This is a genomic window from Lysinibacillus sp. NPDC093692 (genome assembly GCF_050280125.1).
In the GTDB taxonomy this organism is placed as follows: domain Bacteria; phylum Bacillota; class Bacilli; order Bacillales_A; family Planococcaceae; genus Lysinibacillus.
Genome location: NZ_JBNNUW010000007.1, coordinates 168762 through 181201 on the forward strand (window position 1 = coordinate 168762; position 12440 = coordinate 181201).

10 protein-coding genes are annotated in these 12440 nt (G+C 36.8%); 9 read left to right on the forward strand and 1 reads right to left on the reverse strand.

The window, feature by feature from the left end:
* Position 1: 1 nt before the first annotated feature.
* The gene (recO, locus tag ACQKN4_RS10270; protein WP_079563881.1) at positions 2-796 is read left to right on the forward strand and encodes a DNA repair protein RecO; all 795 of its coding nucleotides are present in this window, start codon (positions 2-4) and stop codon (positions 794-796) included.
* An 814-nt stretch (positions 797-1610) separates the two neighbouring features.
* Positions 1611-3341 carry an HD-GYP domain-containing protein gene (locus tag ACQKN4_RS10275; protein WP_427483595.1) on the forward strand — a complete coding sequence of 577 codons (1731 nt, stop codon included), beginning with the start codon at positions 1611-1613 and terminating at the stop codon, positions 3339-3341.
* A 219-nt stretch (positions 3342-3560) separates the two neighbouring features.
* Here the strand turns inward: ACQKN4_RS10275 and ACQKN4_RS10280 are convergent, their stop codons facing one another.
* Positions 3561-4946, reverse strand: a complete 1386-nt coding sequence (locus tag ACQKN4_RS10280; RefSeq protein ID WP_427483596.1) for a glycine--tRNA ligase — start codon at positions 4944-4946, stop codon at positions 3561-3563.
* A gap of 456 nt (positions 4947-5402) precedes the next feature.
* Between ACQKN4_RS10280 and ACQKN4_RS10285 the strand changes: the two genes are divergently transcribed.
* From ACQKN4_RS10285 to ACQKN4_RS10315, 7 genes are all read left to right on the forward strand, one after another.
* Positions 5403-6035: a helix-turn-helix transcriptional regulator gene (locus ACQKN4_RS10285; RefSeq protein WP_079563877.1), complete on the forward strand. Its 633-nt coding sequence runs from the start codon at positions 5403-5405 to the stop codon at positions 6033-6035.
* Positions 6036-6054: 19 nt separating this feature from the next.
* Positions 6055-6867: a pyruvate, water dikinase regulatory protein gene (locus ACQKN4_RS10290; RefSeq protein WP_079563874.1), complete on the forward strand. Its 813-nt coding sequence runs from the start codon at positions 6055-6057 to the stop codon at positions 6865-6867.
* Positions 6868-7074: 207 nt separating this feature from the next.
* Positions 7075-8907, forward strand: a complete 1833-nt coding sequence (gene dnaG / locus ACQKN4_RS10295; RefSeq protein ID WP_427483597.1) for a DNA primase — start codon at positions 7075-7077, stop codon at positions 8905-8907.
* Positions 8908-8939: 32 nt separating this feature from the next.
* Positions 8940-10067: an RNA polymerase sigma factor RpoD gene (gene rpoD, locus ACQKN4_RS10300; RefSeq protein WP_079563872.1), complete on the forward strand. Its 1128-nt coding sequence runs from the start codon at positions 8940-8942 to the stop codon at positions 10065-10067.
* Between the two features lie 249 nt (positions 10068-10316).
* Entirely contained in the window at positions 10317-10880 is a 564-nt protein-coding gene (locus ACQKN4_RS10305; protein WP_079563870.1) for a hypothetical protein, read from the forward strand.
* Between the two features lie 451 nt (positions 10881-11331).
* Positions 11332-11643, forward strand: coding sequence for a hypothetical protein (locus ACQKN4_RS10310; protein ID WP_427483598.1), 312 nt, complete (start codon positions 11332-11334; stop codon positions 11641-11643).
* A gap of 325 nt (positions 11644-11968) precedes the next feature.
* Positions 11969-12319: a c-type cytochrome gene (locus tag ACQKN4_RS10315; RefSeq protein ID WP_079563868.1), complete on the forward strand. Its 351-nt coding sequence runs from the start codon at positions 11969-11971 to the stop codon at positions 12317-12319.
* The last annotated feature ends 121 nt before the right edge of the window (positions 12320-12440 follow it).

Genomic DNA, 12440 nt, shown 5'->3' on the forward strand with positions numbered 1-12440 from the left:
GATGCTTCATAAATGGGAAGGGATTGTCCTAAAGGTGCGTGCCTATGGAGAATCAAATAAAATTGTAACATTACTAACAAGAGAAGCGGGTAAGGTTGCGACGATGGCTCGAGGAGCGAAGAAGCCTTCTAGTAGACTAGCATCTGTGACACAGCCATTTACGTATGGCATGTTTATGGTGCAGCATCATACTGGTATGGGAACATTGCAGCAAGGTGAGCATCTTAATTCAATGCGCCATATTCGTGAAGATATTATGGCAACAGCATATGCAAGTTTTATAATGGAACTTGTCGAGCGAGTAGTAGAAGAGGGGAAGCCTGAGCCATATGCATTTGATGTGCTCCTACAAGCATTACAAGCCATTGAGGAAGGTTATGACCCGGAGGCCATTACATTGTTCGTAGAATGGAAAATGCTACCCTATACAGGTGTACAGCCTATTTTACATGCTTGTGCTGCTTGTGGTGCCGTAGACGGTGAATTTGCATTTTCTTTTACACAGGGTGGTTTTTTGTGTCATCGCTGTTATCACCATGATCCTTATATCATTCGATTAACACCGACCCAGCTTAAGCTTATTCGGATGTTCTATACTGTACCAATTGACCAGATTGGGAAACTAGACCTGAAAAAGGAAACAAAATATTTTATTAAAAAAATAATTACAACCATTTACGAGGAACAAACAGGAATTCGTTTTAAGACTAAAAAATTTATTGAACAGCTAGAGCGAACGCCTGAATTTCAGTTAAGAACAAGTACAGAACAAGAAAAAACGCCAGAAGACCATTAACATTGATCTTCTGGCATTTTTACGTTTTTAATAAATGTCATCCGCTACTTTTGGTGAAACATAGGGAAAAGGTGGTTTTCTAAAGTTCCTTATTCGCGTGCTTGATAGTTATTTTGCTAAAATGATATTTATTTTGTAGTTGCATTGATTTTTGTAAATGGCATTAGGACAAAATGATTAATCCTTTATTAATTGTAGAAATATAATTTATGAGAGAAATTTAACTATAACTTATAAATAAAAACTTATACTTTTTAATGTATAGGTCTTTTTATACCTTTTATTTCAAATTAACAAATAATACAAAATGATTCGTTAGGTATAAAATATTAATTTTAGTAGAGTTTTTAATATAAACATAGTAGAAACTATCCATTCAAATGTCATATACTAGTTGAAAAGACATTTTAATCTATGATATTGTAATTGATATAGATGATGATATTTAACTTCTTACAGTAAATATTCTCTGTAGCGAAAGTTACACATGTGAAAGAAGTTAAAGCCTCCCGCAGGTGTCATGGAATCGGTAAGGAGTTAGCATTGGATGTTAGCCTAAAATTATCTCATCCATGTGATAACAGCTAATGGACCTGCATCGGTAAAAAAGCTATGCTATGGCATTATCGAAATGACCGACATCGTATTGTCCTCATATTGCTGCTGTCGCCTTGCTTTATCACAAAAAAACATTTGCAGGCCTAAATAAAAAGCCAATTCCGGACCAATTATGCTGAGGCGTAATTGACGAACAACGAACAACGCAGTCTTACGGGAGAAGGAGGGAGTCACATATTGCTTAAGCATTGTGTATGTGGCAGAAATTATGCTAAGAAAAGTGACGTTAAGTATTGATGAAGTTGAAGCGAATGATATTTTAGCTGAAGATATTTTTTCTGATTATCGTTTATTAGCTAAAAAAGATCTTGTTTTGACGGAACGAATTATTGCATTACTTAAACTTAGAAAAGTTGACGAATTATCTGTTTATTTACCGACTGATTCAGTCCGAATTGTTCATGATTTGAGTGTTCAGCGTTCAAAGGATTACGAGGATGTATTTGCACCGCTAATGGATAAAAATGATGATGTAGATGAGTATAAAGAAACAGTAAGTCAGCTTTTTATGACTACATTAGAGAATGTTGTGCATGAATTACGCTATGGCCAAATTTTAAAAAGCATCCAAGACACTGCATATGTACGAGGTGTTTTTGAAAAAATTTTAGAAAAGAAACAACGCTATGAATTACTCATGCGATTAAAAGAATGGGATGAATATTCTTTTGTTCATTCATTTGATGTTTTCGTTTTAGGTACAATTTTTGCCCGTAATTTAGGTTTAATGGATATTGAAACGCTAGCAAGAGGCTATTTGTTCCACGATATTGGGAAGGTATGTATTCCGCAAAAAATATTAAATTTAAAACGAAAATTATCGGAAGATGAGTTTGATATAGTCAAAACTCATACGACTAAAGGTTATAAGATACTCATCGAAAATGGGGAAGAGGATATTGCCTATTTAGCACGTGATCATCATGAACGTTTTGCTGGTAAAGGTTATCCGAATCAGCTTTGTGAGGATGATATGTGTGAGGGAGTTCAAATACTGCAGATTATTGATGTTTATTCAGCGATGACATCAAAGCGAGTATATCATTCGGGATATGCTGCAACAGATGCATTGGCTGTTTTATATCGTGATCGACATTTATATAACGAGAAATTTATGCATAAATTTGTAGAGAGTTTAGGAATTTATCCTGTCAATTCAGTCGTTCAATTATCAGATAATCGAAGTGCTCAAGTAGAACTTGTCTATGATTTATTCCCGACATTGCCTAAAGTTAAGCTATTAGATGAGCAAAAATCTATGATTTTACCTTTGAATTATAGTGTGAAAATTTCGAAAATGATAGATTATCGTACTAACAGCTTTGAAGAAATTTTTAACTTATTTGTAGAACAATTAATTCGCTGTGACGAAAATAGCTTAAGAGTTTACTATAAAAAATTAATAGATCATTTGCATCCTAAAGAAATTGTTTTAAAAATATTTTTACCTGCTTTTCGAATTCTACGTTTATTAACAAGAGAAATCCAAACGGATATGACAAGGTATAGAAATTCTATTGATATTCTAAAAAAGTTATTAGAAGAGCAAATAAATATATTGTATATGGATTACCAGCATGAAAAAACAACTGTAGTAGTTGTGGAAACTGCACTTCGTGAAAATTTCTTTATAAAACTAGTGCAAAGTATTTTATATATTGACAAAATTGTTCCGTTTTTTATTAATCCAGATGATGATCAACGTATATCGCAATTGATGGAACATTGTAACGTAAATGTAGCTTACTTTATTGAGGATAAAATAACAATCGATAAGAGGGTTCGCCCAATGAGAGAAGGAACATTCCTTTATTATACGCTTGTAGATATCGAGGAAATTCTAATAAGCTTAGTAGGTATGAGTATGAAAAGGTTTTCATTTGAGGAGAAGATGCAAGAGCGCTTGTTTTCATCAATTAAGACCTGATAAAAAATTGAAATGTGATCTATAAACAAATGTAGATTTTCACTCCGAGTAGGCACTTTCTGCAGGCTTGGCCTCTACTTTCCAGAAGGCTTTCAGTGCAAGTTATCTTGCTGGAGTCCGAGGGAAATCACCGGTTCTTCATCAATTGTACGAGTAGTCATTTTTTCGCAGAAAAAGGGAGTCGCTTAAAATGCGACTCCCTTTTTACATCTTACGAATTTAGAATTGAAGATGTTTTTCAATATATGCTTTAACATCTGTAATTGGCATACGAACTTGAGACATTGAGTCGCGGTGACGTACTGTAACTTGACCATCCTCTTTTGAGTCAAAGTCGTAAGTGATACAGAATGGTGTACCAATTTCATCTTGACGACGGTAACGTTTACCGATTGATTGTGACTCGTCAAAGTCAACTGGGAATGATTTACGAAGCTCTGCCCAAACATCAGTAGCCTCATCCGAAAGCTTTTTAGAAAGTGGTAGGACCGCAGCTTTAAATGGCGCTAGAGCAGGGTGGAAGCGTAAAACTGTACGTTTATCGTCGCCTTCAAGCTCTTCCTCGTCATAAGCATCGCAAAGGAATGCTAATGTCACACGGTCTGCACCTAGAGATGGCTCGATGCAATATGGTACATAACGTTCGTTTGATACTGGATCGATGTAAGTGAAATCTTCACCAGAATGCTCCATATGCTGTTTTAAATCGTAATCTGTACGATCCGCTACGCCCCAAAGCTCGCCCCAGCCGAATGGGAATTTGAATTCGATATCAGTTGTTGCATTTGAGTAGTGAGATAATTCGTCTTCTTCATGATCGCGAAGGCGCATAGACTCTTCCTTCATGCCTAAATTTAATAACCAGTTTTTACAAAACTCTTTCCAGTATGCGTGCCATTCAAGATCTTCGCCTGGCTTACAGAAAAATTCAAGCTCCATTTGTTCAAATTCACGTGTACGGAAAGTGAAGTTACCTGGCGTAATTTCGTTACGGAAAGACTTACCGATTTGTGCAATACCGAATGGTGTACGTTTACGCATAGAACGTTGTACATTTTTAAAGTTCACGAAAATACCTTGTGCTGTTTCTGGGCGTAAATAAATTTCGTTACTAGAAGATTCTGTTACACCTTGGAATGTTTTAAACATTAAATTAAATTGACGAATATCTGTAAAATCAGCTTTACCACAATCTGGGCAAACTACGTCATATTTAACCATCGTTTCTTTCATTTGATCAAATGTCATACCATCGACAATGATTTCATCGCCTTTAGCTAGCGCAGCATCCTCGATGATTTTGTCAGCACGATGACGAGCTTTACATGCCTTACAATCGATCATTGGATCATTAAAGTTACCAACGTGACCAGAAGCAACCCAAGCTTTTGGATTCATTAAAATTGCAGCATCGATCCCAACGTTGTGCTCTGATTCTTGGACAAATTTTTGCCACCATGCTTTTTTTACATTGTTTTTTAATTCAACACCTAGTGGACCGTAATCCCAAGTGTTTGCTAAGCCTCCGTAGATTTCAGAACCTGGGAAGACAAAGCCGCGATGCTTCGCTAATGATACAATTGTTTCCATTGATTTGTTAGCCATAAAAATAGCCTCCTTTATAGTTTTCAAAGAGTGAACTTTGATTTTGTTTTAGCGTATTTATATAATTAATAAATTCGCTAAATATTTTTAATTTAGATAGGACTAAATTAAAAATAGCACCCGTCTCCGGGCACAATAAATGCCCAGGGACGAGTGCTAAAACCCGCGGTTCCACCCTGATTGTTTTAAACGAATTGTTTAAAACCTCTTTTCAAAAAGTTAGCTCAAGGAGTGCCTTTTCTCTGTCACTGTGTAGACTTTCACCATCTTCTACTCGCTTTAAAATGGAACAGATACTTTTTTCCCGTCATCGCCTATATAACGCAAATCACTCGAAAATACATCGAGAGCAAGCGTATGTGTCAATATTGTAGCATGTAGTTCTTTTCTTCGCAATAATTATTAAAATAGTATATAATAATTGAGCATAAGTATAACACTATTAGATTTGAGGCGGTGAGTCCAATCGAACTCAATAAACGTCAGGAAGACATTTTACAAATTGTGAAAGAAAACGGCCCTATCACAGGCGAACATATTGCAGAACGTCTCAATCTGACAAGAGCAACTTTAAGACCAGATTTAGCAATACTCACAATGGCGGGCTTTTTAGATGCTAGACCTCGTGTTGGCTATTTCTATTCAGGTAAAAAAACATCCGTTACATTGACGGATAGTATTAACAATTTAAAGGTGAAAGATTTTCATTCAGGACCTGTTGTTGTACCAGAAACAATGACTGTTTATGATGCGATTTGCTTCATGTTTTCTGAGGATGTTGGTACACTATTTGTCGTAGATAAGAATGAATTTTTGACAGGGGTACTTTCTCGTAAGGATTTACTACGTACAAGTATTGGCACGCAGGATTTAAACAAAATTCCTGTACATATAATTATGACACGCATGCCAAATATATCGTACTGTGAAAGATCAGATTCTTTAGTCGTCGCAGCGAATAAACTAATTGATCGAGAAGTTGATTCGCTACCAGTAGTTGAGCCACAAGAAGGTGGATTGACGATCGTTGGACGACTAACAAAAACGACGATTACACGAGCTTTCTTATCACTTGCACAAAATGACTAAATAGTTGAAGGAGAGCAGTATGAAAAGACTACGGGTTTTTGTTGTATCTGATTCAGTCGGTGAAACTGGTGACCAAGTAGCGAAAGCGGTTATTAGTCAGTTCCGACCTGGTTTGGAAAACACGATAATTCGTCGTTTTCCTCATATACAATCAGAGGAGCTCATTCGTAAAATTGTATGCCTCGCAGCGAAACAGAAGGCATTTATTGTATATACACTTGTTCGACAGGAGATGCGATCGTTATTATGTGAACTGTGTGAGCAAGAAAATGTATATGCCGTCGATATTTTAGGGCCTGCTTTAAAAACAATGGCAACCTTTGTGGAAGAATTCCCATTAGAGGCTCCAGGAATTGTTCACCAGCTAGATGATGATTATTTTAAAAAAATAGAGGCTATTGAATTTGCAGTAAAATATGATGATGGTAGAGATCCACGTGGTCTTTTACAGGCTGATATCGTGCTAGTTGGTGTTTCCCGTACCTCTAAAACACCGCTATCACAATATTTAGCACATAAACGCTATAAGGTGGCGAACGTACCCTTAGTACCAGAAGTGGAGCCACCTGAAGAACTTTTAAAAATTGATCCGAAAAAATGTTTTGGTTTAATTATTTCTCCTGATAAATTAAACTTCATTCGAAAAGAGAGATTGATGTCTCTAGGATTGAATGATGATGCTATCTATGCGCAGCATAATCGAATATTAGATGAAATCCAGCATTTTGAAAAAATTGTCTCTAAAATTGGTTGTAAAGTTATTGATGTGACAAACAAAGCTGTTGAAGAAACAGCAAACGTTATTATTGAGCATATTTTAAACTGTAAATAAGAAACGAATGATGATAAACCACCTCGGTTATAAGAGGCGGTTTTTTTGAGTCGGGTTTGAAAATAGTATAGATAAAAACTAATTTATGTTTTATAATAATAAAATTGTGGTAAAAATATTTATTAAGAGAAAAATCCTATTTTTTTGTCGAGAAATAAAGGATTTTTAAATCGGATAGCGAATTGTGTTTTAGAACGTAATTTAAAGATGGTGATGGATTTGGCAGGGAAGATTCCTGAAGAAGTGATTGAACAGATTCGCACACAATCGGATATTATTGATGTCATTAGCGAATACATGCAGCTTACAAAGCGTGGGCGCAATTGGTTTGGACTCTGTCCATTTCATGGAGAACAAACGCCATCTTTTTCTGTGTCATCAGACAAACAAATTTTTCATTGCTTCGGTTGTGGTGCGGGTGGTAATGCTGTTACTTTTGTCATGGATATAGAAGGTATTTCTTTTCCTGACGCTGTAGTGAAACTTGGTGAACGTATTGGCATACATTTAGATGTTGGGCCAAGTTTACCAGAAGTAACGAAAAAGGTATCTAAAGCAGAAGAAAGGATGAAAGAAGCACACGCTTTTGCAGCAGATTTTTTTCATCATTTACTGTTAAATACGGAAGATGGTGAAGAACCTTTAAATTATTTGCTAGAAAGAGGATTTACAAGGGAACTTATAGAATCTAATAGCATTGGATGGTCTCTTCCGAGCTTTGATGCATTAACGATATTGCTTGAAAGAAAAGGTTATAACTTACAAGAAATCGCGGAAAGTGGTTTAGTGATTAAGCGTGAAGGGGAAGAACGCTATTTTGATCGTTTTAGAGGGCGTATTATGTTTCCCATCCGTGATGAGAACGGTAAGATTATAGCATTCTCAGGACGAATTCTTACATCGACTGGTGAAGAGGCAAAATATTTAAATAGTCCAGAATCACCGATTTTTCAAAAGAGTGAAGTGCTATATAACCTAGATAAAGCACGAACCTCCATTAGAAAAAATCGTCAAGTAGTATTGATGGAAGGGTTTATGGATGTTTTAGCAGCAACTTCTGTTGGTGTAACGAATGCTGTAGCAACAATGGGTACTTCGCTTACGAATCAGCATATCACAAAGCTAAAACGCTTAGTAGAGCAGGTTACGGTTTGCTATGACGGTGATAATGCAGGTTTTGATGCGGCAAAAAGAGCGGCACAGTTACTTCAAGTGGAACGTATGAAAGTTAATATTGCGGTGTTACCAGATAAGCTAGATCCCGATGAATACATTCGTAGTTTAGGCGGACAGGCATTTAAAGAACAAATTTTGGAAAACCCTCATGCGTATATTGCTTTTATGATGATGCATGCTAGACGAAATAAGAACTTTCAGTTTGAAAATGATACGCTTCAATATATTCAAGAAGTTCTTGAGCAACTGGTAGGTAGATCGTCACCAGTCGAACGAGATTTGTATATAAGACAGCTATCGAATGAGACAAATATCTCGGATGAAGCGATTTATGCTCAATTCCGAAAGCTAGAGGCAAATCAGGTGCGTTCTACAAAAGTAGAAATGCCAGTTCAGGCGCCTTCGATGCCGGTCACTCAGCAACATAAGCCTATGGACGCAGCAGAACGTGCAGAACGTTTATTACTGGCTCATATGCTTCATAATATAGATGTAGTGGACAGGGTATTACGTAGTGAGCAAAAAGAACCGTTTGTACGAGATGCCTATTTGGCTGTTTTTGTTCGCTTAGTAGGATTTTATGAGGAATTTGGTCATCCTGATTATCAGCGTTTTGTTGAAATATTAGATGACTCTGAATTACGCAAGATAGTAATGGAAGCGGCTTTAACGGAACGGGATCCCGACCATGCAGAGGCAGAGGTCACAGACTCAATACGTCAGCTGCAAAAATATAGAATTGAGCAAGAAATTCAACAAAAGATGCATGAGTCAAAGGAAGCGGAGAAGATGCACGAGTATGCGCGTGCACTTGAAATCGCCCAACAGATTATTCATTTAAGAAAATCGTTATCGGCGATTTAACCCGATTCGGTTGTTTAGAAGGAGGAAGGTTTATGGCGGACAAGTCAGAACGTTCAAAAGAGGTAGAAGTAGAAATTACATTAGATGAAGCAAAAAAGCTACTACAAGAAAAAGCAAAAACAGAAGGTGAAATTTCAATGAAAGAAATTTCAGAGAAACTTGCGCCTTATGAATTGGAGAACGAAGAGATTTTCCACTTTGCTGAGGATCTTGAAAAGGCAAAAGACATTCAAATCATTGGAAAAGAAGAGTTTGAAGAAGAAAGCTTAATGAAAGAAGAAGCAAACGAAGAGACTTTCGATTTAAATGATTTGAGTGTACCACCGGGTGTTAAAATAAATGACCCTGTACGTATGTATTTAAAAGAAATTGGTCGAGTTGATTTACTTTCTGCCGAGCAAGAAATCGCTCTAGCTGAGCGTATTGAGCAAGGTGATGAAGAAGCACGTAAACGTCTAGCGGAAGCAAACTTACGTCTTGTTGTATCGATTGCAAAACGATATGTTGGCCGTGGAATGCTATTCCTTGATTTAATTCAAGAGGGGAATATGGGGCTTATCAAGGCTGTTGAGAAGTTTGACTACCGTAAAGGCTTTAAATTCTCTACTTATGCAACATGGTGGATCCGTCAAGCAATTACACGTGCTATTGCGGACCAAGCACGTACAATTCGTATTCCAGTGCATATGGTCGAAACAATTAATAAATTAATTCGAGTACAACGCCAATTACTACAAGACTTAGGTCGCGAACCATCTCCAGAAGAAATTGGGGAAGAAATGGATTTAACACCTGAAAAAGTACGTGAAATTTTAAAAATTGCGCAAGAACCAGTATCTCTTGAAACACCAATTGGAGAAGAAGATGATTCACATTTAGGAGACTTTATTGAGGATTCTGAAGCCCAATCTCCATCTGACCATGCAGCTTATGAATTGTTAAAAGAGCAATTAGAGGATGTGTTAGATACATTAACTGACCGTGAAGAAAATGTACTTCGCTTACGTTTCGGTCTAGATGATGGTCGCACACGTACGTTAGAAGAGGTAGGAAAAGTATTTGGTGTAACACGTGAACGTATTCGCCAAATTGAGGCTAAGGCACTTAGAAAGCTACGCCACCCTTCTCGTAGCAAACGTTTAAAAGATTTCTTAGAATAAGGTATACAGACTAGGGCTATCTAATTAGTGATGACTAATTAGATAGCCCTTTTTGTGCTACTATTGAATCAGAAAAATACTCGTATAAACAAAGTCTATCAAAAGAAAATATTGTTTCGAAAATGTTTATATCATGTACTAGAATGTGACAAACTAAATATTTTTGCTACTTTATATAGATGTGTTCGGCAATGTTTTGAGATAAAATTGGAATAACAACCATATAAAGCAATGTTTGGAGCAAAAATTATGACAAATCCTCGAAAAAAAATAATCTTGAATGAGATTTTGTTTTGGAAGCAAAATAAGCTATTACCAGAACATTACTGTGACTTTTTAGCCGCTCTTTATGCAGAGGGGGAAAATTTAGAGGAGTTAGAACCAGTACATCATAAACAAGCTATTTTGCCTTCTGAAAAGAGAAAGCTGCTACTTGTAATTGCAGGTATATGTATTGCGATGATTACTCTGCTAACTTTTTATTTTACAATACCATCTTTCATGATCATTTTAACGATAGTCGTTGGAATAGCTGCTATAGTATTATTTCTGACGGCATTTCGAATGGCACGAAAAAATGATTTATTAGCGCCTGTTTTCCATTTGCTAGCCGCTGTTTTATTGTTCAGTATGTCTATTCGAATTTACACTACATATTTTAACGGAAATAATACCGCATTGTTTTGCTTGATTGCAGCGAACTGTGGAGTTTGGCTTTGGTCAGGTTTAAAAATGAAGCTACTTTATTTCACGGTCTCAGGTGTCCTAGGGTTACTAGCACTGATCAGCTATTATATCATAAACTTATTATAAGAACCCATTTTGTAAATTAGTTCGCCAACAAATGACAAGGATCTGTATGCTTTTATATAGCTTACAGATTCTTTTGGTATAATATGTAATCTCGAAATTTATCCATGTAAATTACTGAAGACTAAAAACAATAGTCTGAGTAACTGATATCAGTAGGTATAGAATATTAATGGTTAATTACCGGAAGTTGTGGCTGATTTTTATATAAGTTGATTGGAGTGGAGGCTGGGCGACTCCTCGGGGATCAGCAATAGAGGAACGGAGGCTAAAAACATCACATCCTGTATAACGCCTCCGTGACCAACATCCTGCTGCAGCCGCTACGTTGCACTCACGCTTTCGCGCAAAAGACATCTGTTGGCCCGAGACCCTGCAGCGAGCAGTGCGAGTGAAGCGGCTCATCGGACGCCCCCAGGAAGCTTTGCTCTGTGCGAAAGCGAAGCGTCAGCAAATGTTTTATCTGTGCGAAAGCGTAGCGACAGCAACAAATGTTTTATCTGTGCGAAAGCAAAGCGACAGCAACAAATGTTTTATCTGTGCGAAAGCGAAGCGACAGCAACAAATGTTTTATCTGTGCGAAAGCGTAGCGACAGCAACAAATGTTTTATCTGTGCGAAAGCAAAGCGACAGCAACAAATGTTTTATCTGTGTGAAAGCAAAGCGACAGCAACAACAAAGCGCCCAGCCGGAACGGAAATCAATCATACGTTATGGTGATGAGAGCCATGATAATAGAACTTATTACTATGGCGTATTCTATTAGCAAATATCAATAAGATATTTTAATTTTCTTGGTATATGAATGCGTAAATAGAGGAAAGATAACAACGTGTAATGAATCTTAGATAAACTTCTTCAAGCCGATTTTGGAAAGGCATAATTGATTGCTAAAAAGATAATAGATAGTCCAAATATTGGCGATTTCAAGACATATTTTATCCAATAGATACAGAAATGTCGAATTTGTTACAAACAAAGGAAAACTTAGCGAATGGTCTTTTCGTTTCATGGTTAATGAAGTACAATATTAGATGTTGACTGATTCTATATTATAATAGAAGTAGATTTACAATGAGGAGGGGAAACATATGAAAAACAATCCAGTCGTTCCTTACATCTTAATTCTTGCATTTGGTGTTGGTCTTATTTTCTTCATGTCTTTAACAGGTGCAGATAACAAAAAAGAAATTGCTACTGAAAAAGAGGGCGGTGGCGAAAAGACAGAAGCTACTGATGACGGTTCAGCTTTAGTACAATCTTGTATTGGCTGTCACGCTGCTGACTTAACTGGTTCTGTAGGTCCAAACTTACATGGATTAGATGAGGCTCATATCGTAGACGTTTTAACTAACGGTATCGAAGGCACACCAATGACACCTGGAATGAAAACTGAAGCGGAAGCAAAAGAAATCGCTAAGTACATTTCAACTCTAAAATAGTTTAACTTCTTTCAGAAGTTAAAGCCTCTGGCAGATGTCACGGAATCGGAAAGGAGTGCTTAGGGGATGTTAGCCTAAATTCATCGCATCCATGCGATAACGGCTAACTGACCTGCATCGT

Excerpts from the sequence above, each read along its gene's own strand:
- ACQKN4_RS10310 (WP_427483598.1), top strand. The coding sequence starts at position 11,332 with ATGTTTTATCTGTGCGAAAGCGTAGCGACAGCAACAAATGTTTTATCT.
- ACQKN4_RS10315 (WP_079563868.1), top strand. The coding sequence starts at position 11,969 with ATGAAAAACAATCCAGTCGTTCCTTACATCTTAATTCTTGCATTTGGT.
- ACQKN4_RS10290 (WP_079563874.1), top strand. The coding sequence starts at position 6,055 with ATGAAAAGACTACGGGTTTTTGTTGTATCTGATTCAGTCGGTGAAACT.
- recO (WP_079563881.1), top strand. The coding sequence starts at position 2 with ATGCTTCATAAATGGGAAGGGATTGTCCTAAAGGTGCGTGCCTATGGA.
- dnaG (WP_427483597.1), top strand. The coding sequence starts at position 7,075 with ATGGTGATGGATTTGGCAGGGAAGATTCCTGAAGAAGTGATTGAACAG.
- ACQKN4_RS10305 (WP_079563870.1), top strand. The coding sequence starts at position 10,317 with ATGACAAATCCTCGAAAAAAAATAATCTTGAATGAGATTTTGTTTTGG.
- ACQKN4_RS10280 (WP_427483596.1), bottom strand. The coding sequence starts at position 4,946 with ATGGCTAACAAATCAATGGAAACAATTGTATCATTAGCGAAGCATCGC.
- rpoD (WP_079563872.1), top strand. The coding sequence starts at position 8,940 with ATGGCGGACAAGTCAGAACGTTCAAAAGAGGTAGAAGTAGAAATTACA.